The following is a 26235-nucleotide window of genomic DNA, read 5'->3' as shown; positions in this document are numbered from 1 at the left end:
TGACGCAATGACCGAGACACCCGCAGGCGCAACGCCCCAACCGAGCGACATCGACCCCGCGGACCTCGAAACCGCGCTGCGCGTCATCGCCGCAGCCGCAAAGCTGCCAAGCGAGCACGCGGACGTCGTCACCATCCGCCGTGCGACATCGGCGATGTATAAGGCTGCGAAGAGCGAGCGGCGCCGGGTGCAGCGCGGCGAGATTGCTCAGGCGAACCGCGCCGTAATCGAGGCGACCGCGACGGGAGCGCCCGACAGGATCGACGACGAGACCCGCGGCCTCACCCTCACCGCCACCTCGGAGGCGAAGTACGTTGGGGAGCTGCGCAAGGCGCAGGCATGCTACATCTGCAAGCAGCCGTACACGAAGGTCGAGTCGTTCTACCACCAGCTCTGCCCGAGCTGCGCAGAGTTTAGCCACGGCAAGCGCAACGCGCGCACCGACCTCACGGGCAAGCGGGCGCTGCTCACTGGCGGGCGCGCGAAGATCGGGATGCACATCGCGCTTCGCCTGCTGCGTGACGGCGCACACACGACAATCACGACCCGTTTTCCGCGAGACGCGGCCCGCCGGTTCGCGTCGCTCCCTGACTCGGCCGACTGGATCGACCGCCTGCGCATCGTCGGCATCGACCTGCGCGACCCCTCGCAGGTCGTCGCGCTCGCTGACTCAGTCGCGGCCCGCGGCCCGCTCGACATCCTCATCAACAACGCGGCGCAGACGGTCAGGCGCTCGCCAGGCTCGTACTCGCTGCTTGCCGACGCTGAATCGCAGCCACTCCCTGCCGGCGTGTACCCCGAGACCGAGACGCTGGGACACCCGGCAGAGCTCCACCCGCGCGCGCTGCAGTCCTCGGTCGGCGACGACGGTGCCGTCTCGCTTGATGCGTTCTCACCGGCGCTCCTTTCGGGCACTGTCGCCGCGGGGCTCGAGCAGGCTCGCAGCGCCGACGACCTCACCGCGCTTGCGATGGCTGCCGGATCCTCGTCGCTCGACAAGCACGCTGATGGCTCAGCGATCGACGCCGGCGGTCTCGTGCCTGACGTCGCGCACGTGAACAGTTGGGTGCAGCACGTGCAAGAGGTCGACCCGATCGAGATGCTCGAGGTGCAGCTGTGCAACTCGACGGCACCGTTCATACTTATCAGCCGGCTGCGCGCCTCAATGGCCGCGTCGCCTGCCCGCCGCACCTACGTCGTGAACGTGTCGGCGATGGAGGGGCAGTTCTCGCGCAAGTACAAGGGCCCGGGCCACCCGCACACGAACATGGCGAAAGCCGCCCTGAACATGCTCACCCGCACCAGCGCGGAAGAGATGTTCACGACGGACGGGATCCTCATGACCGCTGTCGACACGGGCTGGATCACTGACGAGCGCCCGCACTTCACGAAGGTGCGCTTGGCCGAAGAGGGGTTCCACGCCCCGCTCGACCTCGTCGATGGCGCCGCCCGCGTGTACGACCCGATCGTGCGCGGCGAGGCCGGCGAGGACCTGTACGGCTGCTTCGTGAAGGACTACGAGCCGAGCGCCTGGTAGCCCGCCGCGTTTTCCCACGTTGCGCGGCTTGCTGTGCGGAATAATGTGAGCATGCAGCCAACAACTCGACTCCCGCACGTCGTGCGGGGTTCGACGGCAGCTGCGATCGCGACGTTCGTCGCCCTGTTCTCGCACGTGCTCGCAGGCGGCGCGATGCCAGAGCCGCTCGGCATCTGCGTGCCGTTTGTGCTCTCGCTCCTCGTCAGCGTATTGCTCGCTGGACGGAAGCTCTCGCTTGCGCGCCTGTCGCTCTCGGTTGTCGCGAGCCAGACGCTCTTCCACACACTCTTCGTACTCGGCGCCCCGAGCGCGGGCGGTGCTGGCCTGGCAGTTTCCGGCGGCCACCAGCACCACGGCCAGCAAGCGGTGACCGTGCTGGCGCCTGGCGCGCAGCTGCCGGCGATGACAGATCATACAGCGATGCTCATCCATGGCGACGCCATCATGTGGCTCTCGCACCTCGCTGGCGCTGCGGTGACGATTCTGTTCCTGTACCGCGGCGAGCAGACGATCCATCTGCTTCGCGAGCTCGCCGAGCGACTCATCGCGTGGGCGCAGCACAGCCTCGCGGAGCCGCTACGGGTGCCCGCTGTGTTCCGCGAGGTGCGCGAGCGCCACGGGCAGGCCATCGCAACCGCCGGCTGGGCGGTGCTCACACAGCTCACGGCCTCAACCCGGAGCCTTCGCGGGCCACCCGCAGTGCCAGGGTTCGCAGAGTAGCACCGGCCGCCCGTCTCGGGCTGGCCGGAGCGACCCAGGCGACCCCTCTCAGCATTTTCAACCTGTGCCGCCCGGCTCACCCGGCGCGGCACTCGGCCTGCGCCGCCGTCGTGCGCGCAGCCGGAAAATTTGCATGCTTGAAAGGCACACAATGTTCAACACTCATATTCGCGCGACCCGTTTTACTGTGGCGTGTGGCATCGCTCTTCTCGCCCTCAGCGGATGCTCGGCTGGCGAGGCCGCGACCGGTTCTGGCGCATACTCCGGGGAGCACCCTGGTGCGGCCGCCGCGCACCCAGCTGCAGACTCGGTGACGATCGAAGAAGCGTGGGTCAAGTCGGCCGAGAAAGGCGAGATGACGGCGGCGTTCGGGCTGCTGAAAAACTCGAGCGACACTGACGCCAACATCGTCTCAGTCACCTCGACAGCGTCACCGATGATGGAACTCCACGAGACTGTCGCGAACGAGTCGGGGCAGATGGTGATGCGTGAGGTCGAGGGCGGCTTCGTGATCCCCGCCGCGGGGCAGTTCAGCCTCGAACCCGCAGGCAATCACATCATGATCATGGGGCTGCCGAGCGCCGTCACCGCTGGCGAGGACATCACGTTCACGCTCGAATTCGCCGACGGCTCCAAGCTCGACTTCACCGCGATCGTGAAGGACTACGCGGGTGCCAACGAAAACTACGAGGGCGACCACGACGATCACGCGGCAGACGGTGCGGCGGCGGGCCACGACGCGCACAGCGGCCACTAAGGATCGCAATGACAACAACGACTGAATCCCTGGGAGCGCACCCCCAGGCCGCACCCGGCCCATCGCGCGAGCAACGGCCGAAGCGCCCGCGAGGCTGGCTAGCCCAGCTGCTACTTCGGTTGCACTTCTATGCCGGCGTTCTCGTCGGTCCGTTCATTCTGATCGCGGCGGTGTCTGGCGGCCTGTACGCGCTGACACCCGTCATCGAAAAGGCAGTCTATGCGCACGAGCTTCGCGTTCCTGCCTCCGACGCCGAGCTGTCGCTCGCGGATCAGATTCGAGCCGCCCAGCAATACGTCGGCGGCGACGTCGCGCTGAGCGCCGTACGACCCGCCCCAGAACCCGGGGCCACAACCCGTGTGCTGTTCGTCGATCCGTCGCTCGGCGGGAGCGAATCGCGGGCGGTGTTCGTCGACCCGGCGACCGCCGAGATCCGCGGCGACCTCACGGTCTACGGCACGAGCGGCGCCCTGCCGCTTCGAACCTGGGTCGATAACCTGCATCGCAACCTGAACCTCGGCGAGCCAGGCCGGTTCTACAGCGAACTGGCCGCATCGTGGCTGGGGATCATTGCGCTCGCTGGCCTCGGGCTCTGGATCGCGCGCATCAGGAAATCGCGCACGAAGAAGGACTTCGTCCGCCCGAACCGGCGGTACACGGGTTACCGGAAGACCCTGAGCTGGCACACATCGCTCGGCATCTGGGCGCTCGTTGGCGCGCTGTTTCTGTCGGCGACGGGCATCACGTGGTCGCAGTACGCTGGCGGCAACGTCGGGGTCGTTCGCGCGGCGCTCGGCGGCGGGACGCCCGCGCTCGCGACGAGCCTTGACGGGGCCGCGCCAGCGGACGACGAACACGCACACCATCACGGGCCCGCGTCGGCTCCGACAGGCGAGGCGAACCCCGACACGTTCGATGCGATGCTCGCGATCGCGCAGCGTATCAATGTGAACACGGGGCTTGTCGAGATCAAGCCGCCCGCCGAGCCAGGCCAGGCGTGGGTGGTGAAAGAGATCAAGGCGGCGTTTCCCACAGAGGTCGACCAGGTCGCGATCAACGGGAGCACGATGGAGGTCGTCGACAGGCTCGACTTCGCCGACTACCCGCCGCTCGCGAAGCTCAGCCGGTGGGGGATCGATCTGCACATGGGGGCAATGTTTGGGCTCATAAACCAGCTCGTCTTGTTGCTACTCGCCGCTGGCATCGCGACCCTTGTCGTGCTCGGCTACCTCATGTGGTGGCGCAGGCGCCCGACGCGCACCTCGCCGCTCGAATTCGCTAGCCCGCCGCGCCGCGGAGCCGTTCGCGGAGCACCGTGGTGGGGGATTGGGATCGTCGCCGTCGCAGCCATCGGGATCGGCATAGTGTTGCCCTTCGTCGGCTGGACGCTGCTCGGGTTCGTCGTGATTGACACTGTTGTTGGGGCAGTGCGGGAACGACGGGTTCGCAGAGCTTAGACGGTAGGGCTTCGCGGGACGACTAGGCATCGCCAGGTCGTCCCGCGAAGCCCCAGCGGCCGAGCGCGCCCTGAGTAGGTCGGCCGATGTCGAAAGACTGCCCGCTCGCACTGGGGAGGAGCCTGCTCGAGACGAGGCCGACAGTGCACCGCGTGCAGTTTGCGCAGGCGCGCGATCAAACCGCGCATACTTCGCCGACGGCGCTCCAGCCGCACGCTGAGCACTACTACGCTTGCGGGATGCTCGACACTTCTCAGGCCCCCTCTCGCGCCATTTCCCGGGAGAGCGCGCTCCTTTTCGCGACGCCCGCACGCGTTCGGTTCTCGGCGCTTCTCGTCGTCATAGCCGGGCTCGTGCTTGCACTCTCTTGGGGCGGCACTGGCACGGCCACGCCCGCAGCTGCGGTAGAACCCCAAGCCGAGGGAGTCGAATCTGCAACGACGCTCAACATGTTCGCCACTCCAACGAAGTATGGCGACCTTGCGATTCTCGGCGCCACCGTCACGCTCGCTGGGCCAGCGAACCTTTCAGGCAAGCCCATTCACTTCGAACTCGATGGTCAGCAGATCGGAAGCACCGTGCTGATCTACGCCGGGGGTGGCAAGTTTTCCTCACTAATTCCCCTCACCTACTTTCCCGCCGCCGGGACGCACACGCTCGTCGCGCATTTCGACGGCACCAACGACGACTCAACTGGCTTCGCGCTGCCCTCGGCCAGCCAGCCGCTCGAGTTTTCTGTCGCCCAAGCTCCGACTGACACCAACGTGACCGAGGCACCCAGTGTGCTCACCGCGGTCGAGCCGGTCGAGGTCTCGGCGGTTGTCACCTCGCCGGTCATCGGCCTGACAGGTGAAGTCTCCCTGTACGCAGATTCGACTCCCATTGCACACGCTGGCCTTCGCCCTGACGGGACGGTGAAGTTCACCGAGGTGACTGTCCCGTGGGGCACGACATCGCTCCACGCCGCCTTCGTTGGCGACGCGGCGGGCAACTTCGCCGCCTCCACCTCGGCAGCACTGCAGGTCACCGTCGCAGCCGTCGACACGACAACGACAGCGAACCTGAGCGTGCCTGCGAGCCGCGCCGACGAGACCACCCGCGTTTCAGCTGTGGTGCGCAACTCAGACCCTGTCCGCCTTGTCGACCCGCGTGGCGACGTGCAACTGCTGATCGACGGCGCAGTCGCTCAAACCGTGACAGTCGGCACGAGTGTCGCCGACGCCGACGGGACGAGCGAAGCATCGTTTGAGATCAACGGAACAGACCTGGAAGTCGGTGAACACTCGGTCGAGGCCCGCTTCGTCCCAGAGCCAGGGTTTGCGCCCTCGGGCAGCGAACAGCTGCAATTGCAGATCTTGGGGCTGGAGACCTCGCTCGTCGCTTCGACAGCAAAGACCGACTTTGCTCCAACGGAAGCGATCCCCGTCTCAGTGACGGCGAGCACCACGGGCGCAAGCGGGGAATCGGGGGAGACTCGCTCGCGAGACGAAAACGGAGACGCGCCGCGACCTGGTGGATCCCCAGTGGACGGCACCGTCCAGGCGTTCGTCAACGACCAGCCGCACGGCGACCCCTTCGCCGTCACCGACGGCGTCGGTCAGGCGGCTCTCCCTGCGCTTCACGCCGGGTCCCACGAGATCGAATTGCGGCTCACGCCAAGCGGACACGGCCAGCTCGTAAGCTCGACGACCTTGCAAATTACTGTCACTGTGCCAGATGAAGACGGCGGTGAGACCGACGGCGGTGAGACCGACGGCGGCGAAACCGATGGCGGCGACAACGGTGAAAGCGGGGAGGGTCAAGGCATCGGTGAACCAGGTACCGGTACCACCCCTGCTCGAGCCATCGAGCAGCCCGCCAACGTGCTTGGCGCGACTGGCAGCGGCACCCCCGCCTCGCTCATCGTTGGAGGCGTAGTGCTGCTGCTCGGAGCTGGAACCCTGGTCGGTGCTCGTCGACTGAATCGGCGGTCCTAGCGCGACGGCCACAGCGCGGCGGCAGCGCTCGCGTGCCGCCGCGCGAACGTATAGTCGAGCTGCGCGAGGCGCTGGCCCGTCGGGAATACACTGTGTTCGAGGCGAAGACGATCACGTTGCCGCTTGAGTAGCTGGTTCGCTGGGGCTGGCCCCTGCGGGTCTTACGAACCCGGAATCTGGAAGGAACAGTATGAGCGTCAACGTCGCCGACTCAATCGATCGCCAGATTATCGATGCGCTGCGCGCGGATGGCCGCCGCCCGTTTCGGCAGATCGCATCGGAACTGGGGGTGAGCGAGTCGACCGTGCGGTCGAGATTCGCTCGCCTCTCCGAGCTTGGGATCTTGCAGGTCGTTGGCCTCGCTGGGTTGCACGGAGTCGGGGCCGTCGAAGGGCATATCGCGATTCAAATCGTCGGCGCGTCAGCGCACTCTGTCGCGCAACGGCTTGCGCAGCTCCCAGAGGTGAAGCTGGTTGCCGAAGCCGTAGGGGCTGCAGACCTGATTCTCGACGTCGTCTTCCAGAACCTCAGTGACTTTCAACGCTTCATCAAGATCGAGCTGCCTGCCTACGAGGGTGTACGGAAGGTTGAATTCTTGCGGACCGGCGAGATCGTCAAAGACTCATACGTCTGGGCGAGTTAACGGGTCTCCGGCGGCGAACGTTACGTGCGGGCTCGCCGCTGCCCGCTGCCGCCGCGCAGGCCACGCCACGAGTGATCCTTCTCAAACCGGGTGAGGATCGAGGTCTGTATTTCCGAGATGCCGTCGATAGCTCGAATAGTGTCGAGCAGCCGCTGCGATTCTGGGAGACTCGCGCACGTCAGCTCAACATAGATTTCCTTTGAACCTGCACCGGCGGCAACTCGGTTCGTGTGGTGGAGTTGCGCGAGCGCTAGGCACACGCTCTCCACCCTGGACGGGTGATCGACGGTGACGAACAGTCGGAGCGCCTGCATGCCGAGCGATATCGGGTTGCAGAGCGCGACAATCACCAGAATTCCGTTGTCGAGCATTCGCTGTACTCGGTTACGAATCGTCGCCTCGCTGAGGTGAAGCGCAGCGGCGATGGAGGTATACGGGGTGCGCCCGTCGCGGCCGAGCATCGCGAGAATCGAAGAGTCGACGTCATCGAGCATGTGTCGCTCCTCCCGGTGGTGGTCGTTGCACGCAGACCACCACCGGCGCCTCAGAACCGGCTAGGCCGTCGTGGCGTGTAGCTCAGCGTAGATCCGCAATGCTTCTGCTACCTGAATACTATTCGATGCGATCGCGCCGTCCTCGCTACTCACGACGTCCTCGATACCCACTCGCACCTCGACACCGTCGGCGATGGCTGCGCGGACCACGGGCCAGGTCGTTCCCTCGAGCCCGTGGTACAGCAGCGGGGCCGTGACCCCTCCCGCGCGGAGCGCCGCGGCCATCTCGCGACAGTCACGCACCGCCTGGTCGGGATCCTCAGCGAGCGGCTCGATGAGTACGCGGACGTTGTCGTGCAGCGTTGGCGACGCGAGGAGCGCGGGCACATCGTCCATTGACCAGACAGCGCTCTCAAGCACCATGCCTCGCGCGAGAACGGCCTGTGCCGCCTCGGCGGCACCCTCTTCGCAGAACGCGACCGATGCGAAGTCAGGCAGCCACTCGGCCTCCCATGCCTCGATCTTTGCCATTCTGTCCGCGTGATCGGCGCAGGTCCAGAGGCCGGTGGTTGTGCCGACGACGATCGTGGGATCCTCCTCCCGCACCGCACGCACCATGGCAGCGATGTGTTCAGGGTCAATCGTTTGACCACCATCAGCGGTGCGCGCGTGCGCGTGGATGACATCCGCCCCAGCTCGAACTGAGGCGGCGGCCTCGGCCGCAATTTCCGCGGGAGTGAGCGGGACGAGCGGGGTTTCGGCCGTCTCCCGGCCGCCATTCACCGCGGCCTTGATGAAGATCTTGGGGCGAACGGTGTAGGCGAGGTCGATTCGGCGGTTGGCGAGGGCCGGGAGTACGCGGCGCACCTGCGCCGTACGGTCGCCGGAGACCTCGGCAGCGCACCAGCCCACCTCGGGCTCTCCCGCGTCTGCGACAACGATGCCCATTGGGTCGATGATCTTGCTTCCCGCCACGCAGTCGGGCGCCGAGTTGCCGCTTGCCACGACCCATGTCGTGCTCTCGATCGCCCGCGCACGGAGCAGGGTCGACCAGTGGTCTTCCTTGTTGCGGCCTGTCATCCATGCGGCGGTGACCGCAATGACCTCTGCTCCCGCATCGACGAGTGAGCGCGTGAGCTCGGGAAAGCGCAGGTCGTAACAGTTCACGAGCCCGACGCGCACGCCGCCAAGCTGCACGACGGGTGGGAGTTCGTCGCCGGGCTGCACGCGGCCCGACTCCTGGTACGAGAACGCGTCATACAGGTGCAGCTTTCGATAGCTGCCGCTGAGCGCGCCGTCGCTGTCGACGGCAAGGATGGTGTTGAACGGGCGAGGGGTGCCGCTTGGTTCGAGGCCCGAGGCGATAAGCGCGATGCGGTGGCGGGCTGCGATGGCTCGTAAGCCGTCACTGAACTCTGCCCAGTGATCGTCCGCGACGGGAGCCAGCGAACCGGTCACGAGACCGGTCTGCACCATCGACTCCTCGGGGAGCACGAGCAGCCCCACCCCGGCGGCCGCTGCGTCTTCTGCGAGCGCCTCGGCGCGCGCAAGGTTGTCACGAACGTCCGCCGTCGGGGCGAACTGAGCGGCTGCAATTTTCATGGGGATCCGATCGTCAAGGGTGGGCCGCTAGCGCTCGGTGCGCGGCGGGAGTGGCACTCATTCTTGCGCCGGCGTGGGAGGCAATTCCGCCGAGATTGCGAAATTCGTGGTTTCAAAAACCGAAATCTCACCACATCGCAAAAGTCGCAACACAACTGCTTTCGCGCCATTGTTGGCGACCCGGGTCGCTCATATGATTGGGGCCTCCACATCTGAATGAATGTGGAGATGCACAACATCACAATGTTCGGCAATCCGGGGCCCAGCCCCGACGCCCGCGGGCCTCACCCGCGAGCGCAGCAGAAAGGTAATGGAGCCTTGACACACAAGAACAGCTCTTCCCGCAAGGCAAGGGCACTCAAGACCGCGGTGGTCGGCATCGCCGCGGCGCTCACGTTTGCGGGATGCACGAGCGCCCCCGCGAGCGAGGAAACGCCGGCCAGCGGCGGAATCGCCGTTGTCGCGTTAACGCAAGAGCCGGGCATGCTGAGCCCCATGTTCAGCACGCAGAGCGGCTCGAACCTCACCTACGCGTTCGTCGTAGAACCTCTCTTCACGACGCTCGACACCGGCGAGCGCGTTCCCAATCTCGCAACCGAGGTCCCCACGAAGGAGAACGGCCTCATCAGCGACGATGGGCTCACCGTGACCTACAAGCTTCACGAGGGCATCACTTGGTCGGACGGCGAACCGTTCACGGCCGAGGACCTCGCGTTCACAATCGACGTCACGAAGCAGCCAGATACCCCCGCCATCCCCGACTCGGAGTACGGCGCGATCGCCTCCTACGAGGTGCTCGATCCGCAGAGCATCGCCGTCGAGTTCACACAGACGCAGCCCAACTACCTGAACCTCTTCAAGCAGGTGCTCCCGAAGCACAAGTTTGAGAGTGCGAGCATCGATTCCGACGACCCCGAGCTGCGTGAACCAACAGGCACCGGCCCGTTCGCAATCAGCGAGTGGAGCTCAGGCGACGAGATCAAGTTCACCCGAAACGAGAACTACTGGCGCGAGGATTCGCAGCCCAAGCTCGACGGTGTGACTGTGAAGATCAACCCTGACCTCACGACCGCAGTCAACGGCTTCACCCGTGGCGAGTTTGATCTCGTGTTCGGCCTCACAGCTGGCGACCTCGACGAGGTCGCGGCGGCCGTCGACTCCGGTGCGCCGATCGAACTGCACGAGAAACCCGAGAACACTGGCTTTGTCGAGTGGCTGTGGATCAACAACTCAGACAAGGGCGCGCTCGGAACCCCGCACCCAGTTCTTGGGGACCCTGCCGTGCGGGAAGCCATCGATTATGCAATTGACCGCGAAGGCGTGCTCGCTGACGTGCTCGGTGGGTTCGGCACCTTGAGTAACTCGCTCGTCTACGCGGGCTTTGGCGGCGAGCTTACTGAGACAGTCCCATTTGACGCCGACAAGGCAAACAGCATCCTTGACGACGCGGGGTGGCAGCTCGGTTCCGATGGCGTGCGCAGTAAGGACGGCGTGCGCGCATCGGTGAAGTTCCAGACGATCAGCGGCGGCGAGGTGCGCGCCCTCTACCAGCAGGTGATCCAGCAGAATCTCAAGGATGTCGGCATCGAGACCGTCATTGAGAACGTCCCATCCAACCTGATGTTTGGTGACGCCAAAGACGGCGGCCTGCTCGCGACAGGCAATTTCGACATCATGATGTCGCGCGCGGGTAAGCTTCCTGATCCGACCGAGTGGATGATGGAATTCGAATCGGGCCAGATTCCCGATAGCCCGGAAGCGTCAGGCTACTCATACGCATGGTGGAGCAGCCCCGAGTACGACGCGCTCTTCGCAACTGTTGCATCGGAGATGGACCCCGAGGTCCGCGAAGACGCAGTCCACGCGGCCAACAAGTTGTTTGCGAGCGAACGCCCGGCGATCCCGATCTACGCGTCGCCGACAGCCTGGGCGTGGTCAAGCGAACTCACCGGCGTGAACGATGACTCATGGAACGGGCCATGGGACACGACAAGCTCAGTGAACTGGGCATTCGCTGGAGCGAGTGAGTAGTACCGATGAGTTCATACCTCCTGCGGCGACTTCTGCAGTCGATCCCGCTGCTTTTCGGAATCAGCGTGCTGGTGTTCCTGCTCATGCAGATGACGCCCGGCGGGCCGATGTCCGTCGGAGAAGGTAACGCATCAGCGGCCACGGCCGCGCAACTCGAGAGGTTGCGCGGCCGGTACGGCCTTGATGATCCACTGATCGTGCAGTACTTCAACTGGCTGCGCGGCGTCGTCACTGGCGACTGGGGCAGCTCCTACCTCACCGGCCGCCCTGTGCTCGAAGTAATCGGGGAGCGCGTACCAACAACGCTGCTGCTCACGCTGACCGCTTTCGTGCTCTCCCTCATCTTCGCGCTCATCATCGGCGTACAGTCTGGCGTGAAGAAGGACGGCTGGTTCGACCACCTCGCCACTGGGCTCACCTACGCTGGACTTGCGGTTCCCGGCTTCTGGCTGGCACTCATGCTCATCTTCATCTTCTCGTACAGCCTCGGCTGGCTACCAAGCTCAGGTCTTCGCGACCTGCGTGCATCGCACGAGGGCTTCACCGCGGCACTCGATCTCGCAAAGCACCTTGTCCTCCCTGTGCTCTCACTGGTGCTCGTATCGATTGCCGGCCTCGCCAGGCACGTGCGTTCATCGGTTATCGAGGTGCTCGACAAGGACTACATTCGGTCTGCCCGTGCGAGCGGACTGCCCGAGCGGATGGTGATTCAGCATCACGTGCTGAAGAACGCCTCCCTCCCCGTCGTCACGATCGCGGTGCTCATGCTGCCAGAGCTCTTTCTTGGCGCCGTTGTCACCGAGACGATATTCGGCCTCCCCGGCATGGGACGACTGTTTGTCGAATCGGCAGACCTCCGCGATTACCCGGTGCTGCTCGGCATCCTCATGATCGCCGCGCTGCTCGTGCTCGTCGCGAACCTCATCGCCGACGTCGTCTACAGCCGCCTCGACCCAAGGATCAGCTATGAATAGGACCGCAGCCCCCAAGACCGAAGTCGTCCGTGTCGCGCGACCCGCGACCGCGGGGTTCTTCGCGCTGTTCTGGCAGAGCAAGCCGGCGCGGTTCGGCCTCATCGCGTTCAGCGCGATCGTCGTGCTCGTTATCGTCGGGCCGTTTGTGCTGCCCTTCTCACCAGAGCAGATCGACCTCGCGGCGAAAGGACAGGCGCCGTCGCTCACCCACCTCATGGGCACCGACGAACTCGGACGTGATGTGCTCGCCCGCGTACTTGACGGCGGCAGGCTCACGATCCTCGTCGCTGTGATCGCCGTCGGCGTCGCAATCACACTCGGAATCATCGTTGGCGCGCTCGCGGGCTACTTTGGCGGCTGGATCGACAACCTGCTCATGCGAATCGCCGATGTGTTCTACTCGATGCCGGCGCTGTTTGTCGTGATCCTGCTCGTGGCCCTCATTGGGCCGGGATTCGGCTCGATCATCCTCGCCATCTCGGCGTTCAGCTGGATGACCACGGCGAGGCTCCTGCGCGCGAGCATTCTCAGTCTCAAGAAGGCCGACTTTGTGCAAGCAGCGCGCGGGCTCGGCGCGACGGACCTACGGCTCATCGTGAACCACATCCTGCCAAACGCGCTCGCGCCGATCTTTGTCGCGGCGACGCTTGGTATCGCCTCGGCTGTGCTCACAGAATCCGCGCTGTCGTTCCTCGGCCTCGGCTTCCAGGCGCCACAGGCCACCTGGGGTGGCCTCCTCGAAGAGGCACAGCGGGCGGTCATTAGCGGTGGTCAATGGTGGCGGGGGCTCTTCCCGGGGATCATGATCTTCCTCGTCATCCTGTCGGTGAACTTCATCGGCGAAGGCCTCAACAAAGCAATTCAGGGCCGAAAGGAGCACAGCTCATGAGCTCGGCACACCTTGAAGTAGAACACCTCACAATCGGGTTCGAGGCGACCGGACGTGTGCTCGTCGACGACGTGTCATTGACCGTCGAGCGCGGAAACGCGACAGCGCTTGTCGGTGAGAGCGGATCGGGAAAGACGCTCAGCATGCTCGCGGTGATGGGGTTGCTCCCCACCGGGATCAGTGTGCTCAGCGGAGACGTGAAGCTCAACGGAACCAGCCTGCTCGCCCTCGATCCGCGTGCCAGACGCCGCATGAACGGGAGCGAGATCGGGCTGGTGCCGCAAGACGCGATGGCGGCGCTGAACCCCACACTCGACATCCAAACCCAGTTCGAGCTCGTCCTGCGCACCCACCTTCGGATGAACCGTGCCGCGGCAAAGCGGCGAACCGTCGAACTGCTCGATCAGGTCGGCATCCCCGAGCCCGAGTCGAAGCTCAGGCGATTCGCCCACGAGTTTTCGGGTGGGCAGCGACAGCGGGTGATGATCGCGCTCGCGCTGAGCTGCGGCCCCAACCTACTTATCGCGGATGAGCCAACGACCGCGCTCGACGTCACCGTGCAGCAGCAGATACTCGACCTCGTCGCTCGTCTGCGCCAAGAACTTGACATGACGGTCATGTGGATCACCCACGACCTCGGAGTGGTGGCTGGGCTCGCAGACGACGTTGCGGTGCTTCGGAACGGTCGTCTCGTCGAGGCAGGTACGGCCGAGCAGGTGTTCTTCACCCCGGCGCACGAGTATACGCGCCAGTTGCTCGCCGCCACCCCAACGCTGTTCGACACGGTGCCAGAGAAGGAAGGCGCGTAATGACCAACCACGAGGTGCTCGTCGACGTCTCCAACCTGACGTACTCATACCCCAAAGCCAAGGGCCTCTTCCGTCGCGCAGCTCTGCTGCCCCCTGCGATCGACGACGTGAGCTTTACAATCGCCACCGGCGAGATCGTCGCACTCGTGGGGGAGAGCGGATCTGGCAAGTCGACGATCGGTCGACTGCTGCTCGGCATGCTTCGCCCGAACTCTGGCAGTGTGATGTTTGACGGCCAGGACGTCCACGCGCTGCGAGGCAGCGAAAGCCGCAGCCACAGGCACAACTACCAGATGGTGTTTCAAGATCCGTACTCTTCGCTGAACCCGCGAATGACAATCGGGGACGCCGTTGTCGAGGCACTCACGATCACTGGCGGCGCATCCGCGAACGAGCGTGAGAGCGTCGCTCGAGAGCTCCTCAGTCGCGTTCGCTTGGGCGACGATATGTTTCACCGACGCCCGGCAGAGCTCTCAGGCGGCCAGCGTCAGCGCGTCGGCATCGCGCGCGCGCTCGCCGGGCGGCCGAGACTGCTCGTCGCAGACGAGGCGCTCGCATCGCTCGACGTGTCGATCGGCGCTCAGGTGGCGCAGGTGCTCAAGGAGCTCAACGAGCAGGAGCAGCTGTCGATGCTGTTCATCACACACGATCTTGCGATGGCCAGGCAACTGGCCTCACGAATCATCGTGCTCAACCAGGGACGCATCGTCGAATCTGGACCTGCTGCGGACATTGTCGGCGCCCCGCGCGACCCCTACACGCGCGCACTTATCGACGCCGTGCCGATCGCGAACCCGACAATTGCGCGCGCGAGGCAACGTGCTCGCCTCGATGCCCATGCTCTCGCGGCGACTCGCGCCGTCGAATCCCCCCTTGAAAGGAAAACTCTGTGACCGCTTCGTTCCCATTTCATCACTTCACCGGCTCCCACACCGAAGTCGGGAGGCAGCACGGGGCGGCGCTGAAGGACCAGATCGCGCTTCACCTCGACAGGCTGCGACGGCGGTTTGAGCGGCAGGGTTTCACCCTCTCGCAGGCGGAGGAGGCGGCACTCGAGTATCGTTCGAGCATCCGGGACGTATCCGTCGGGCTCGACGAGGAGATCGCCGGGCTCGCAGAGGGAGCCGGAATCTCGCTCGGCGCCGCGTTCCTGCTCCAGCTGCGGGCGGAGGTGTTCGTGCAGCTCGTCGGCAAGCACGGTGCCGAGCAGGAATGCACGACCTTCGCCATCCTTCCCGAACTCGGAGCATCAGATCGTGGGTTTGTCGGACAGAACGTCGATCTTCCCGCGATGTACCACGACCTCATGGCGGTCGTGCATCTCGCCGTGGACGGCGAGCCCGAGGTGCTGATGGTGATACCAGCCGGACAGATCTCCTACATTGGTCTGAATAACGCGGGCCTCGGCGTGTTCGGCAACTACCTGCACTGTGCGAGCTGGCGGCAGGGGTTCCCGCGGTATCTCTACACGAGGGTCGCGCTCCGTGAGCGGTCGGTGGCCGCCGCGGAGGCGGCACTCCGGCAGCTCGATCGAGCGTCCTCTCGCAACGTGATCATGCTCGACGCTGCGGGTTCGGCTGTCGACCTTGAGAACACGGCGGAGACGATTGTCGCCCTCCACCCCGTGAATGGATTCCTTGCTCACGCGAACCACTACCTCGAGTCGACGCTGCAGCACAATGAGTCGAATCCGTGGCTAGAGAACTCGGAGATTCGCTACGCGCGCCTTGCGAGCTCGATCGCCGGCGGCGGCACGCACATCGCGCCAGCCGACATCGCCGCAATGCTGCGCGACCGGAGCGATACCGGCAACGAACTCTCAATCTACCCGGAGGATGATGACCGCGACATCGCTGAGGAAGACCGAAACATGACTGTCACATCGGTGATCGCTGAGCCTGGGCGCGGTCAGTTCTGGGTCGCGAGTGGCCCGCCGTCGCGATACGAGTACCACCGCTTCACTTTCGCCCCCATTTCGCCCGACAGCGAGCTCGCGCCCGCGGACGAGGCAGTGCTGTAGCACTTGAGAACGGATATAGGAGAAACACATGAAACCCACCACGCACGGCGACAGGCTCTCGTTCTACCAGTTCGGGGCGACGACGATGTTCGCAAGCCGCTTCGATCAACGATTTTCGTACTGCCTGTACGTTCCAGAGAGCTACGACGAGCACACGCCAGGCGACTACTCGCTCATCGTCGCAATCCACGGCACCGGACGTGACGCGCCCCGGCTTCGCAACGAGTTCATCGAGTTCGCCGAGGCCGAGCAGTGCTTTGTACTGGTGCCGCTGTTCCCCGCAGGGATCAGCACCCCTGGCGAGCTCAACGCGTATAAGTATCTTGCGGGCGATGACGCGCGCTACGACCTGGTGCTGCTCGACATGGTCGCGGAGCTCGAAGAGACCTACCGGCTGAACTTCGACAGGTTCTTCCTGACGGGGTTCTCTGGTGGTGGCCACTTCACACACCGCTTCCTCTACGTCCACCCCGAACGCCTCTCCGGGGTCTCCATCGTGTCCCCGGGTGTCGTGACCCTCTGCGACCCTGACCTGCCGTGGCCCGCGGGTGTCGGCGGTCTCGAAGACGAGTTCGGCCGCTCGTTTAACGCGGCAGCGGTTGCGGCTGTGCCAGCCAACCTCGTCGTCGGAGACGACGACACGGAAACGTGGGAGATCTCCGTTGCCCCTGACAGCACTGCTTATATCCCCGACGTCAACGCAGCAGGGGTCACCCGGATCACCAGGCTGCGTGCGCTTGCGGCCTCCCTTGAACACAACGGGAACACCGTGAGCGTCGACCTTGTGCCGGGGGTTGCCCACGAGGGATACCACTTGCTGAAGCCCACGTTCCGAGCCATCAGGCAGGTGCTCCACAGCGACGAGCCGCGCAGCGAAGGGACAACGCAGGTGCTCTCATGACTGTGGCCGATGATGACCAGCAGCTCGACAACCCGGGAGACGTGCTCACTCGGATCGGTGAGCGGCTGCCGACGCTGACCGCGGCCGAATCGAAAGTTGCCCAATACATCTCGGAGCAGCCCGAACAAGCGCTGTTGATGAGCGCTGTCCAGCTGGGGGAGGTGCTCGGTGCAAGCGACATGACCGTCGTGCGCACCGCGCGCTCCCTCGGCTTCACCGGGTGGCCAGAACTCCGCCGAGCGCTGGGATCACAGCTCGCGCTCACTGTGCACCCGGCGAAGCGGCTCTCAACCCGGCTCACCGTGACGAAGCGGGAGTCGCACAGTAGCCTGCTCGACATCGTGTTCGAGGAAGCGAGGGAGCGCCTCGCGACGTCGCGCAGCTACCTCGACTCAGATGAATTCTCGCGGGCAGTGCGGCTCGTGAGTGCGGCGGGTACCGTGCACTCCTTCGGCGTTGGTGTCTCGGCGGTGTCAGCCGAATACCTGACGACGAAGCTGTTGCGACGCGGCATTGTGGCCCGAAACGCTGGCGGCATGGGCTTCGCGTTCGCCGACTCCCTGCTCGGTCTGCGCGAAGGCGACCTCCTGGTTGCGTTCGCGCCTGGCCGTGAGTTCAGTGAACTTGACGTCGCGTTCGCCGAGGCGAGGCGGGTCGGGGCGACGACGATCCTATTCACCGATAAATACCGCGACGCGTACGTCGACCGCGTCGACTGCCTGCTTCGTACGGCGAGCTCAGCTGGCGGGCTCACAGGCGAGAACTTCCCGCCAATGGTGGCAATTGACGCCCTCGTTCTGGCCGTCGGGCACGTCAACCCGGAGGCTGCACTCGCTACCTCACGTCGGCTCAACAAGATGCGCCGGGCGCTGCGCCGCCAACCCGGCGCAGCGAAGGCACAGCCGAACGCCACGGCCACGACGGAACCACCTGAAGGAGACCCGCAGAAATGAAGATGATGGTGAATGAATTCACGCCCCCACTCGCGGCCCAGCGGGCCGCCGAACTGCAATCTCTCAGCCTTCCCACCCTTGGCCACTACCTTGAGGACGGGTTCGTAGACCCTGAGATTCGCATGCTCGTCGGCACCGGGAGCAACATCGTCGGAACTGCGGCCACGGTCCGAACGACCGCGACTGATTCGACAGCGCTCCACCACGCTGCCGGACTCATTCAACCCGGTCATATCCTCGTGATCGATACCGGGGGCGACAGGTTCCACGCTCCGCTCGGTGAGGTCGTTGCAACGCAGCTGCAGGTTCGAGGGGCGGCGGGCGTCATCGTCGACGGCGTCGTCACCGATATTGAACAACTGCGCCGCATCGGCGTGCCCGTCTACGCGCGCGGTACGAGCCTGCTCACAACGAAACTGCATGGTGCAGGCGGCGGTGGGATCGGGGCCACCGTTGCGTGCGGCGGGGTGGCGGTCGCAGCCGGCGACATCGTCCTTGCCGACGCGAACGGCGTGCTCGCGCTGCCCGGAGCTGCGCTCGACGCGGTGTTTGCGGAAGCCGCCGCAGACGATGCAAGCGAACCCGAGCTGTTGCGCGCCATCGCCGGGGGCGAGCGGCTTGGAGATCTCACCGGGGCGAGTGCGCTCGTTGCCGGGCTTCTCAGCTCCTGAGCCGCTGCGGCAACTGCGGCGTGGCGTTGTGTGTGGGGGCTGGGGCTTTGCCCCAGCCCCCACACACCGTTAGAGCGGGTTTGCGCTGAGGCTCTCGGTGTTGAAGAGCACGACTGTGCTTGCCTCGGTGAGCGAGAGCTCTGCGGCAGCGGCACTGGCGAGGCGCCGCGCCCCTGCGAGCGTCGCCGCACCGCACGGCCCCGCGTCGACGCCCGCCGACTGCAGCGTCGCGACCGCGGCGCGTGCGTCATCGTCGCTCACCAAGACTGCGGCGTCGGCGCCTGCGCGCAGCACGGGCCAGGCAAGCTCAGAGACCGTTCCGCAGTTCAGCCCGAGCATCACCGTGTCTGCAGTAGTGACGGGTTCGGGTACTCCCGTGGTGAGCGCAGCGAAGACGGCCGGGGCTGTTGCCGGCTCAACGATCGCGACCGCAGGCGTGCCGGCGCCACTCTTGAAGTGGGTCACAATCGCCTGCGCCAGCGAACCCACGCCAGCGGGCGCGAGAGCGAGGTCGACCGCTGTGATTCCCTGCTCGGCGAGCTGCTCATCGAGCTCGCTAAGCATCGTGCTGTAGCCGTCGACGATCCAGCTGGGAATCTCGTCGTACCCGGCCCACGCGGTGTCCTGGATGATCAACGCGGACTCCCCGTGCCGAGAGGCCTCGGCGCGCATCTCCGCGACGACGTCGTCATACGGCAGTTCGACGCGACGGGTGTCGGCGCCCTCGTCTGCGATTGCGGCCATCGCAGCCGTCGTGAGGGTTGCCGGATAGAAGATGCGGCACTCGATGCCGAGGAGGCGGGCGGTGCGGGCGACGGCCCGTCCGTGGTTGCCGTCGGTTGCGGCGAATAGGGTCACTGCGGGCTGCTCGGGGGCGAGCGACTGCAGATCGGCGAGTGACAGCGTGCGGTCGCTACCCCAGCGATGCGAGAGCGCACGCGCAATGGCGTAGGAGGCGCCGAGGATCTTGAATGCCGGGAGCCCGAGCCGTGCCGATTCGTCTTTCATGAGGACTCGCCCGACGCCGAGCTCCGCGGCGAGGGACGGAAGATCGATGAGCGGCGTCGGCTCGTAGCCGGGGAGTCCCGAGTGAAACTGCCGCACCTCTTCTGTGGGGCGCTTCAGGCGGGCTGTTCGTGCGAGTGGGTTCAGGTAGAGCGAGTGAGTTGTCTGCATCTCAGTAGTGTGGCAACCGATTTAATCCAAGAAAAGCGGATAATAGTGGTGCATATGTTCCGCAATAGATGGAGGGTTCATGTCTGAGATACGTCGGCTACAGACGTTTCTTGGCTTCGTGCGCCTCGGAACGATCGCGGCCGTGGCGGAGGTCACTCAGTACAGTACGTCTGCGGTCTCCCAGCAGCTTGAGAAGCTTGCGTCTGAGGTAGGCGTTCAGCTCGTGCAGCAGCACGGCCGCACACTGCGACTCACCGCAGCCGGCGAGGTGGTCGCCGAGCGCGGCCCTGCGCTGCTCGACGCATGGGAGCAGCTCCGCTCAGAAGCTGCTGCGACGACAGGTGTCGTCAGTGGTGCTGTGACTGCAGCGGCCTTCCAGTCGGCCTGTCTGGCGCTGTTTCCGCCCCTGCTCCAGGCGCTGCGGCATTCGGCACCCGGGGTGCGGTTGCGCTGTGTGCAGGCCGAGCCAGAACGAGCGCTCGCGGCCCTCCGTGCCCGCGACATCGACGTCGCAATCATCGAACGATTCGCGACGCGGCCAGCTGAGCCGCACGCCGACCTTACTGAACGCCAGCTATGTACTGATGACATGTTGCTTGCGGTGCCCCAATCGTGGGGGCCAGTGACAGACCTTGCGCAGCTCGCGAACCGGCCGTGGGTATTTGAGGAGCGAGGCGGCCCCGAGCGGGCCTGGGCTGAGAGCCTCTGCCATGCGGCCGGGTTCACCCCGCACATCGCTCACGAAACCTCGGACGTGGTGCTGCGATGCTCGCTTGTGGCCGCAGGTGAGGCCGCCGCATTCGTGCCCGCGCTCACGCCAGCCGCCCTCCGTCATGGGATTGAGTGCGTGCAGCTTCCCGGTTTGCAGTCACGTACACTCATCGCGGTGACCCGGGGGAGCTCGCACGCCGACGCAGCCGTCCAGGCCGTGGTTGAGCACGTCGCGAGCATCACCGCGGGCTCCGAATAGTGCCGTGCGAGGCCACCCGTGTCTTGCACGGCCGGACTCGGCACCGACAAGCCCTAGGCGGCGCCCCCGGCTTTTCGCAGTACGAGCACGGAGCGGTAGCGCGGCTCTCCCCACCAGGCCATTGCGTCGAGCTCCTCAAGGTTCACCGGCACGTCCACCGCGCTCACCCATGTTTCGCCTTCTTCCGCGTCCACCCACGGGTCGTTGAGCAGCACCACACCATCCCGGTGCGAGTGGGCGACGACCCAGTGCGGCATGGGTTCGCCGTGGAAGCGGAGCTCGTCAATGAGTACGAGCACGCGAGACCCGCGCTCGAGCTCTGCGACGATTTCGCTCACCTCACACACGCGCTCGTTCACCTGAATTCCCGCGGCCTCCGCAAGCCTGTTGTCTTCCTCGTTTGCGAACGCGCGGGCGTCACGAGGTTCCATCGGAGTGACCTGTGGCTCGAGGTACTCGGTGTCAAACACGGAGATGTCGAAGTCGTTTCGATCGATCTGCAGGCTGAGCGCCCGCACCCCGCATCCCGTGAATCGTGTTGCTCGCCGCCAGATCTGCCGTTCTTTGTCGCGGGTTATGGACTCCGAGCCGTGCCAGTGCGCCTGTGCCATGAGCAACGAGACTGGTCCGCAGGTGAAATCAGTCGTCTGGCGGTAGTACGGAGCGTCGTCGTGCGGCCACGGTGCGGCGTAGCGAACCCACGCCGTGTGTGGGGCAGTCGTGCCCGGCCCTGAGGGTACGGGCTGCGCGAGCTTGGTGAAGCCAAGTCGCTCTGCCATCTCGGCGTGCTCCGCCTCCGCGTCCTCCAACTTGACGCTGACGAGCCCATCGGCATCCCATGTCGAAACGATGGCGGTCAAGAGCTGCTCGGCGTCGCCAGAGGACTCTGCCCAGAGACGGGAGACAGTGCGGGAGAGGGTGCCAGGTCGGGCCGACGAGACGAGCCAGGCAGTGACGTTGCCCGCTTCGCCGACGAGCGAGTGTAGCCTCGGCGAGTAGTGGCCGCCCGGCACGCGTGCCGCTGACCCGATTCGCTCGCGTATCTCCTCGGTTGACTCGGTAACGTGAACCGTCGGTTGTGTGTCGTGCACTACTGCTCCTTTGCGAGATGCTGATCAGCGGTCGACGCGGGGCGACGAAGTTCCCGGCGCAGTCCGTTCAGGTGTTGCGATGCTGTCTTCGAGGCGGCGGCGGTCTGCTGAGAGATCGCCAGCGTGAGGGCGTCTGCGGCAACGAGCGCGCTCAGTGTCTCGCCAGTGAGCCCACCCGCCGACCCCGCGCAGCGGATGACAATGTCGGCGCGAGAGTCGTACTCATGCCGATGTCGACCGGTGAACAATACTGAACAGACCCCAAGGCGCCGGGCCTCCGCCAATGCCAGATCGAGTTCGGTGAAAGGTCTCCCTGGCGCGAATAAGACCAGGGCGTCTCCGGTGCGGAGCAGCATCAGGTCGTCAGCGAAAGTGAACCCCATGCCCGAAGCCTGGCGTGCACGGAGGCCGATGCGGGCAAGCTTCGTGGAGAGATAACTCGCGCAGGCCGCAGATGCGCCGACACCGAATGTGTGGATCATACTGGCATCGCGTAGCGCCTCGACAGCCCGCTCGAACTCAGTGTCGACGATGTCGTCCTGCGAGATCTCGAGGCGCTCGCGAGCTTCCTCGAACACGGTGGCGATCAGGCTGCGGGTCGAGCCGCGCTTGGTGACGTTCAGGCGCGTACTGAGCCGTGCCGCCGGGTGGGTGATCTGCGTGATCTCCGCACCGATAGCGCGCCGAAGGTCTGTCCACCCGGTGAACCCGAGCGATCGTGACGCCCGCACTACTGTCGTATCGCTCGTGCCGGTGAGCTCGGCGACCTGTGCGGCGCTGAGGAGGAGTGCCTGCTCAGCGTGCTCGAGGATGAACCTGGCGACGCGCGTCTCGCTCGCACTGAGCTCGCTGGCGGCAGCGTCAATCCGGGCTCGCGCCGACCCTTGCTGATACTTGCTCATCGCTCGATCTTCCTGCTTCCTTGCAACTTTGTCGCGGCAACTCAGTCGCGCCGCCTACGGCGGTGGCGCGCGCCCACGGCTGTGCACACGCAGCGTGATATTTGTATCACATTTGCATGAATGTCGTAAACACCACATTGCTGCGAGGTCTTGCCGAGCGACCGGAGCGAGGGTGACCTACCTGAAGAGCACCGAGACGCCGAGCGTAGCGAGCACCGCGAAGATGGCGCCCCACATGATGATCGAGATGATCTGCCACAGAATGACCTGATTCTTCGGGGCCCCGAACGACACCATGGCCGCCGAAGTGATCTGGCTCGGCAAGAAGACTTGGCCGAGCAGGCTCACGCCAGGCACCCCGTAGCGGTCGAAGCGCTCCTTGAGCTTTGCGCGGCGAGGCGTCAGCTCCTTCGCGGCCTTGCCCTGCGTCGCCTTCGACCGCACCCCGTGTGCGGCCAGGACGAAAATGAGCATCGAGATGACGTTGCCTGCGACAGCCGCAGCGACCGCGACAAGGGGGTTGATGCCGCCGAGCACGCCGATCGCCGAACCGAAGTAGGACTCGACGAACGGGATAGCCGCGATCAAAAACACGCCAAACCACTGGAGAAACTCGGGGAGAGAAGCGGTGAAATCTTGGAGAGAGTCGAGCATGACTGCCTTTCGTAGCGAGAGCGGCGAGCGCCGCGATAACCCAATCGTTTCGCAGGCTCCCATTCGCCAGTAGTGCCGCAGTGTCACGTGTCGAAAAGCCGATCCTCACGGCTTTCCCGTGACATTTGTCACACGAGATAGGATTGCGCGCGAAACCCACCGGGCGCCGCAGTCGTGGCCGTATGCTGAGACCGATGACTGCTCAGCCTGACGCCCGGGCCCCGTTCGCTGGGGTGAACGCGACGTGGAATTACACGCTCGGCTCGATCGTGTTCCTGTTCCTCCTGCTCGATCTGCTTGTCATCACTGATCTGCTCGTGCGCTACCTGAACAGCGAATCGGGCCTGCTTCTCGCGCTTATCGTGGCGTGCATTGCCGCATCCGCCACCCGAATTCGATACTGCTGGTTCTTGCGAGGTGAAGGTGAAGACGGCATGCCGCGCCTCGCCTGGACAGTAGCTCTCTTCCTGCCGGCGCTCGCCGCATGGGTGCTCGCGTTCGTGCTCCCAGAGGCGGCGGTGTTCGCTGCAGCGCAGCTCTGGTTCTCAGGCGTGCTGTTCAGCATCGTCGTGCAGCGAAAGCTGCGGTGGCAGGTCATGTCTGCAGTGCTTGTGGTGACCCTCATCCCGATCGCGACTCGGCTTCTTTCGGGCCGCGAGGCACTCGACCTCGCTGAGCGAAACGCCGCCCCCTTCGTTGTGATTTATAGCGTACTCCTGCCGCTCATGGTGATTTCAAGCCTGTGGCTGTGGCGAATCGTTCGACGGCTCGATGAGGCGCGGCACCTCGCAGCCGAGCTCGCCGTGACGCAAGAGCGACTGCGCTTCGCGGCAGATCTCCATGACGTTCAGGGTCACCATCTGCAGGTCATCGCGCTCAAGGCTGAGCTCGTAGAACGCACCCTCGCAGCGAAGCCCGACTACGCCGCAGAACAGGTTGGCGAGATCCGGGTGATCGCGAAAGAGGCCCTCGAGGAGACGCGATCCCTCGTTGCGGGCCTGCGCGAAGTTGAGCTCGGAGACGAACTCGAAAACGCCCGCGAAGTGCTGACGCTCTCAGGTGCCGAGTGCGCCCTCGAGGTCTCCGAGACCCCGGCAAGCGTCGAAGCGCGGCGGGTCCTCGGCTTCGCGGTGCGCGAGGCGACAACAAATATTCTGCGCCACAGCGAGGCGACCTCGGCCACGATCTCGCTCGGCCCGGCCCGCGGCGGCTTCGAACTCGTCGTCGTCAACGACGGCATTGCCACCGATCCCGGCGGTGCCCCCGACGCCAGCCCCGATGGTCGGAGTGGGAGCGGCCTCGCTGGTTTGCGGGCGCGTGTCTCGGTCTTGGGCGGGACGCTCTCAGCGATGCCCGTGCGCACAAGCTTTGAACTACGACTCTGGCTGCCCGAAGGGGGATCACAATGACCGGAGAATTCCGACAAGAGGCGGTGACGGCGGGCGGCGCCAAGATCCGGCTGCTCATCGCCGACGACGAACATCTGATTCGTGGGGCGCTCGAGGCGCTTCTCGGGCTCGAGCCAGACATCGAGGTTGTCGCCGGAACTGACAACGGTGCGACGGCGGCCGAGCTCGCAGCCGAATTGCAGCCCGATATTTGTCTCCTCGACCTCGAAATGCCGCGGGCTGACGGCATCGAAGCTGCCGAACGCATCGCCGTGGGCGCTCCCTCAGCGCGTGTGATCATCGTGACGAGGCACGCACGCCCAGGCGTACTGCGGCGGGCGCTTGCCGCGAAGATTGCGGGTTTCGTGCCCAAATCGACCCCGGCCGGTGAGCTCGCGAATGTGATTCGCGACGTGGCAGCGGGGAAACGCTACATCGATCCTGAGATTGCTGCCGCAGCGCTCACCGCTGAGCGCTGCCCGCTCACTGATCGCGAACTCGACGTGCTGCGCGCGACGCGTACATCGTCGAGCGTGCAAGAGATCGCGGAGGCGCTGTTTCTCTCGCCCGGGACCGTGCGCAATTACCTGTCTTCCGCTATGACGAAGCTCGGCGCGGGCAACAGACACGACGCGGCTGCACATGCCTGGCAACAGGGGTGGATCTAGCAGCCCGGCCCTCGGGTGCCCGGTTTCTCGACAGGGTGCCAAGCTCCCGGGGAATGTGGCGGGGAAGGGAAGCGCCGGGTTGAGTAAGACGCCGGCGGAAAGCTACACCCCGCCAGCCGCCTGGATGAGATCGGCCAGGGCCCACATGCCGCGCGCCTGGGCATTGGCGAGAGGCGTGTTGCCCTGCCCGTCGCGCAGGTTCGGGTCTGCACCGCCAGCGAGCAGGAGTCGCACTGTCTCCTGATGGTCGGGCCCATCGGTGCCGAGCAGCACTGCCTCTTGTGGGGCAGTCCAGCCGAGGTCGTTGATGTGGTCTGGGTCGATTCCAGCGGCGAGCAACATGCGCGTCACCTCGACGTGCCCGTGTTCGCCCGCGGGAATCAGCGCCGTGCCGCCAAACCGGTTCGTGCTCGTGAGGTCAGCGCCGTTCGCAAGCGTGAGCTTCAAGATCTCATCGAACCCTTCGGCCCCCGCATACAGGTAGGCGCTGTCTTGGATGTCGTCCTTCGCATTGACGTCGGCGCCGGCCTCGATGAGGGCCGTCGCCGCCGCGATGGCGTTCGCCTTGGTCGCAGCGACGAGCGGGGTGCGTCCGCCCTCACCTCGCAGCTCGAGATCGGCCCCGCGTTCGATTGCCGAGGTGACAGCCGCGCCGTCGTTCGCCGCCACGGCCGCCGCGAGGTCGGCGTTCGCTTGCGGGTCTGGGGTGACGGGCTCAGGCTGAGGGGTCGGAGCGGGGGTCTTCGTTGCCGCCGGGGTTGGCTTCGCCGGTGCCGGCTCGGCCGCGCACCCAGCAAGGAGGGCGAGGCCCGCAACGATCATCACGGGGGCAAGGATGCGTCGGATGCTTCGGCGCGTGCCTGCTGGAATGGTGGTGTCCATGAGTCACTCTCCTCTGAAATGGGGGAACGCCGTGAATGGTATACCACTCGGGTGGGAGGAGTCGCTGTGT

At 65.2% G+C, this 26235-nt stretch carries 25 protein-coding genes; 18 read left to right on the top strand and 7 right to left on the bottom strand.

Going from position 1 to position 26235, the window contains the following annotated elements:
• Positions 1-7: 7 nt before the first annotated feature.
• The 6 genes from ACF07D_RS02920 to ACF07D_RS02895 all read left to right on the top strand — a co-directional run bounded on the left by ACF07D_RS02920 (position 8) and on the right by ACF07D_RS02895 (position 7090).
• Positions 8-1537, top strand: coding sequence for an SDR family NAD(P)-dependent oxidoreductase (locus tag ACF07D_RS02920; protein WP_391503816.1), 1530 nt, complete (start codon positions 8-10; stop codon positions 1535-1537).
• A 51-nt stretch (positions 1538-1588) separates the two neighbouring features.
• The gene (locus tag ACF07D_RS02915; RefSeq protein ID WP_391503815.1) at positions 1589-2257 is read left to right on the top strand and encodes a hypothetical protein; all 669 of its coding nucleotides are present in this window, start codon (positions 1589-1591) and stop codon (positions 2255-2257) included.
• A 151-nt stretch (positions 2258-2408) separates the two neighbouring features.
• Positions 2409-3014, top strand: coding sequence for a copper chaperone PCu(A)C (locus tag ACF07D_RS02910; RefSeq protein WP_391503814.1), 606 nt, complete (start codon positions 2409-2411; stop codon positions 3012-3014).
• Between the two features lie 8 nt (positions 3015-3022).
• A complete protein-coding gene (locus tag ACF07D_RS02905; protein WP_391503813.1) occupies positions 3023-4471 on the top strand; it encodes a PepSY-associated TM helix domain-containing protein in 1449 nt (482 codons plus the stop codon).
• Positions 4472-4557: 86 nt separating this feature from the next.
• On the top strand, positions 4558-6447 hold the full coding sequence (locus ACF07D_RS02900) for an Ig-like domain-containing protein (RefSeq protein ID WP_391503812.1): 1890 nt from the start codon (positions 4558-4560) through the stop codon (positions 6445-6447).
• A 190-nt stretch (positions 6448-6637) separates the two neighbouring features.
• On the top strand, positions 6638-7090 hold the full coding sequence (locus ACF07D_RS02895; RefSeq protein ID WP_391503811.1) for an Lrp/AsnC family transcriptional regulator: 453 nt from the start codon (positions 6638-6640) through the stop codon (positions 7088-7090).
• 20 nt (positions 7091-7110) lie between these two features.
• Here the strand turns inward: ACF07D_RS02895 and ACF07D_RS02890 are convergent, their stop codons facing one another.
• Positions 7111-7584, bottom strand: coding sequence for an Lrp/AsnC family transcriptional regulator (locus tag ACF07D_RS02890; RefSeq protein ID WP_119283270.1), 474 nt, complete (start codon positions 7582-7584; stop codon positions 7111-7113).
• 60 nt (positions 7585-7644) lie between these two features.
• Complete coding sequence (locus tag ACF07D_RS02885) at positions 7645-9186, bottom strand: nitrilase-related carbon-nitrogen hydrolase (RefSeq protein WP_391503810.1); 1542 nt, start codon at positions 9184-9186, stop codon at positions 7645-7647.
• A gap of 318 nt (positions 9187-9504) precedes the next feature.
• Between ACF07D_RS02885 and ACF07D_RS02880 the strand changes: the two genes are divergently transcribed.
• Genes ACF07D_RS02880 through ACF07D_RS02840 form a run of 9 tightly spaced genes read left to right on the top strand, consistent with a single transcriptional unit; the run spans position 9505 to position 18434 of the window.
• The gene (locus ACF07D_RS02880; RefSeq protein WP_391503809.1) at positions 9505-11217 is read left to right on the top strand and encodes a peptide ABC transporter substrate-binding protein; all 1713 of its coding nucleotides are present in this window, start codon (positions 9505-9507) and stop codon (positions 11215-11217) included.
• Positions 11218-11222: 5 nt separating this feature from the next.
• Positions 11223-12191: an ABC transporter permease gene (locus ACF07D_RS02875; protein WP_119283268.1), complete on the top strand. Its 969-nt coding sequence runs from the start codon at positions 11223-11225 to the stop codon at positions 12189-12191.
• Positions 12184-13080: an ABC transporter permease gene (locus ACF07D_RS02870; RefSeq protein WP_255809186.1), complete on the top strand. Its 897-nt coding sequence runs from the start codon at positions 12184-12186 to the stop codon at positions 13078-13080. The genes ACF07D_RS02875 and ACF07D_RS02870 overlap by 8 nt, the downstream gene beginning before the upstream one ends.
• Entirely contained in the window at positions 13077-13889 is an 813-nt protein-coding gene (locus ACF07D_RS02865; RefSeq protein WP_391503808.1) for an ABC transporter ATP-binding protein, read from the top strand. The genes ACF07D_RS02870 and ACF07D_RS02865 overlap by 4 nt, the downstream gene beginning before the upstream one ends.
• On the top strand, positions 13889-14782 hold the full coding sequence (locus tag ACF07D_RS02860) for an ATP-binding cassette domain-containing protein (protein ID WP_255809187.1): 894 nt from the start codon (positions 13889-13891) through the stop codon (positions 14780-14782). The genes ACF07D_RS02865 and ACF07D_RS02860 overlap by 1 nt, the downstream gene beginning before the upstream one ends.
• A complete protein-coding gene (locus tag ACF07D_RS02855; protein WP_391503807.1) occupies positions 14779-15909 on the top strand; it encodes a C45 family autoproteolytic acyltransferase/hydolase in 1131 nt (376 codons plus the stop codon). The genes ACF07D_RS02860 and ACF07D_RS02855 overlap by 4 nt, the downstream gene beginning before the upstream one ends.
• 28 nt (positions 15910-15937) lie before the next feature.
• Positions 15938-16810 carry a hypothetical protein gene (locus ACF07D_RS02850; protein WP_391503806.1) on the top strand — a complete coding sequence of 291 codons (873 nt, stop codon included), beginning with the start codon at positions 15938-15940 and terminating at the stop codon, positions 16808-16810.
• Complete coding sequence (locus ACF07D_RS02845) at positions 16807-17763, top strand: MurR/RpiR family transcriptional regulator (RefSeq protein ID WP_391503805.1); 957 nt, start codon at positions 16807-16809, stop codon at positions 17761-17763. Before ACF07D_RS02850 ends, ACF07D_RS02845 begins: the two co-directional genes overlap by 4 nt.
• A complete protein-coding gene (locus ACF07D_RS02840; RefSeq protein WP_391503804.1) occupies positions 17760-18434 on the top strand; it encodes an RraA family protein in 675 nt (224 codons plus the stop codon). Before ACF07D_RS02845 ends, ACF07D_RS02840 begins: the two co-directional genes overlap by 4 nt.
• Positions 18435-18503: 69 nt before the next feature.
• Here the strand turns inward: ACF07D_RS02840 and ACF07D_RS02835 are convergent, their stop codons facing one another.
• Complete coding sequence (locus ACF07D_RS02835; RefSeq protein WP_391503803.1) at positions 18504-19610, bottom strand: diaminopropionate ammonia-lyase; 1107 nt, start codon at positions 19608-19610, stop codon at positions 18504-18506.
• Between the two features lie 79 nt (positions 19611-19689).
• Here ACF07D_RS02835 and ACF07D_RS02830 point away from each other — a divergent pair, with 79 nt between their 5' ends.
• Entirely contained in the window at positions 19690-20580 is an 891-nt protein-coding gene (locus tag ACF07D_RS02830) for a LysR family transcriptional regulator (protein ID WP_391503802.1), read from the top strand.
• 53 nt (positions 20581-20633) lie between these two features.
• On the opposite strand, the gene ACF07D_RS02825 is transcribed toward ACF07D_RS02830, so the two are convergent.
• From ACF07D_RS02825 to ACF07D_RS02815, 3 genes are all read right to left on the bottom strand, one after another.
• Entirely contained in the window at positions 20634-21671 is a 1038-nt protein-coding gene (locus ACF07D_RS02825) for a peptidase C39 family protein (protein WP_391503801.1), read from the bottom strand.
• Positions 21671-22573 carry a MurR/RpiR family transcriptional regulator gene (locus ACF07D_RS02820; protein WP_119283257.1) on the bottom strand — a complete coding sequence of 301 codons (903 nt, stop codon included), beginning with the start codon at positions 22571-22573 and terminating at the stop codon, positions 21671-21673. Before ACF07D_RS02820 ends, ACF07D_RS02825 begins: the two co-directional genes overlap by 1 nt.
• A gap of 177 nt (positions 22574-22750) precedes the next feature.
• Positions 22751-23227 (bottom strand): small multi-drug export protein, encoded by a 477-nt coding sequence (locus tag ACF07D_RS02815; RefSeq protein ID WP_119283256.1) that lies wholly within the window; start codon positions 23225-23227, stop codon positions 22751-22753.
• Between the two features lie 194 nt (positions 23228-23421).
• Here ACF07D_RS02815 and ACF07D_RS02810 point away from each other — a divergent pair, with 194 nt between their 5' ends.
• Positions 23422-24636, top strand: a complete 1215-nt coding sequence (locus ACF07D_RS02810; protein WP_391503800.1) for a sensor histidine kinase — start codon at positions 23422-23424, stop codon at positions 24634-24636.
• Positions 24633-25283, top strand: coding sequence for a DNA-binding response regulator (locus ACF07D_RS02805; RefSeq protein ID WP_119283254.1), 651 nt, complete (start codon positions 24633-24635; stop codon positions 25281-25283). Before ACF07D_RS02810 ends, ACF07D_RS02805 begins: the two co-directional genes overlap by 4 nt.
• 102 nt (positions 25284-25385) lie before the next feature.
• Here ACF07D_RS02805 and ACF07D_RS02800 read toward each other — a convergent pair whose 3' ends face one another.
• On the bottom strand, positions 25386-26165 hold the full coding sequence (locus ACF07D_RS02800) for an ankyrin repeat domain-containing protein (protein ID WP_391503799.1): 780 nt from the start codon (positions 26163-26165) through the stop codon (positions 25386-25388).
• Positions 26166-26235 lie beyond the last annotated feature (70 nt).

This window comes from Leucobacter sp. NPDC015123, from assembly GCF_043080205.1.
In the GTDB taxonomy this organism is placed as follows: domain Bacteria; phylum Actinomycetota; class Actinomycetes; order Actinomycetales; family Microbacteriaceae; genus Leucobacter; species Leucobacter aridicollis_A.
The sequence above is the reverse complement of the archived record's forward strand: the minus strand, read 5'-3'. Positions and strand labels throughout refer to the sequence as shown.

Bases quoted from the DNA above. Each gene is read 5' to 3' on its own strand.
- ACF07D_RS02920 (WP_391503816.1), top strand. From the start codon at position 8: ATGACCGAGACACCCGCAGGCGCAACGCCCCAACCGAGCGACATCGAC.
- ACF07D_RS02915 (WP_391503815.1), top strand. From the start codon at position 1,589: ATGCAGCCAACAACTCGACTCCCGCACGTCGTGCGGGGTTCGACGGCA.
- ACF07D_RS02910 (WP_391503814.1), top strand. From the start codon at position 2,409: ATGTTCAACACTCATATTCGCGCGACCCGTTTTACTGTGGCGTGTGGC.
- ACF07D_RS02905 (WP_391503813.1), top strand. From the start codon at position 3,023: ATGACAACAACGACTGAATCCCTGGGAGCGCACCCCCAGGCCGCACCC.
- ACF07D_RS02900 (WP_391503812.1), top strand. From the start codon at position 4,558: ATGTCGAAAGACTGCCCGCTCGCACTGGGGAGGAGCCTGCTCGAGACG.
- ACF07D_RS02895 (WP_391503811.1), top strand. From the start codon at position 6,638: ATGAGCGTCAACGTCGCCGACTCAATCGATCGCCAGATTATCGATGCG.
- ACF07D_RS02890 (WP_119283270.1), bottom strand. From the start codon at position 7,584: ATGCTCGATGACGTCGACTCTTCGATTCTCGCGATGCTCGGCCGCGAC.
- ACF07D_RS02885 (WP_391503810.1), bottom strand. From the start codon at position 9,186: ATGAAAATTGCAGCCGCTCAGTTCGCCCCGACGGCGGACGTTCGTGAC.
- ACF07D_RS02875 (WP_119283268.1), top strand. From the start codon at position 11,223: ATGAGTTCATACCTCCTGCGGCGACTTCTGCAGTCGATCCCGCTGCTT.
- ACF07D_RS02870 (WP_255809186.1), top strand. From the start codon at position 12,184: ATGAATAGGACCGCAGCCCCCAAGACCGAAGTCGTCCGTGTCGCGCGA.
- ACF07D_RS02865 (WP_391503808.1), top strand. From the start codon at position 13,077: ATGAGCTCGGCACACCTTGAAGTAGAACACCTCACAATCGGGTTCGAG.
- ACF07D_RS02860 (WP_255809187.1), top strand. From the start codon at position 13,889: ATGACCAACCACGAGGTGCTCGTCGACGTCTCCAACCTGACGTACTCA.
- ACF07D_RS02850 (WP_391503806.1), top strand. From the start codon at position 15,938: ATGAAACCCACCACGCACGGCGACAGGCTCTCGTTCTACCAGTTCGGG.
- ACF07D_RS02845 (WP_391503805.1), top strand. From the start codon at position 16,807: ATGACTGTGGCCGATGATGACCAGCAGCTCGACAACCCGGGAGACGTG.
- ACF07D_RS02840 (WP_391503804.1), top strand. From the start codon at position 17,760: ATGAAGATGATGGTGAATGAATTCACGCCCCCACTCGCGGCCCAGCGG.
- ACF07D_RS02835 (WP_391503803.1), bottom strand. From the start codon at position 19,610: ATGCAGACAACTCACTCGCTCTACCTGAACCCACTCGCACGAACAGCC.
- ACF07D_RS02830 (WP_391503802.1), top strand. From the start codon at position 19,690: ATGTCTGAGATACGTCGGCTACAGACGTTTCTTGGCTTCGTGCGCCTC.
- ACF07D_RS02820 (WP_119283257.1), bottom strand. From the start codon at position 22,573: ATGAGCAAGTATCAGCAAGGGTCGGCGCGAGCCCGGATTGACGCTGCC.
- ACF07D_RS02815 (WP_119283256.1), bottom strand. From the start codon at position 23,227: ATGCTCGACTCTCTCCAAGATTTCACCGCTTCTCTCCCCGAGTTTCTC.
- ACF07D_RS02810 (WP_391503800.1), top strand. From the start codon at position 23,422: ATGACTGCTCAGCCTGACGCCCGGGCCCCGTTCGCTGGGGTGAACGCG.
- ACF07D_RS02805 (WP_119283254.1), top strand. From the start codon at position 24,633: ATGACCGGAGAATTCCGACAAGAGGCGGTGACGGCGGGCGGCGCCAAG.
- ACF07D_RS02800 (WP_391503799.1), bottom strand. From the start codon at position 26,165: ATGGACACCACCATTCCAGCAGGCACGCGCCGAAGCATCCGACGCATC.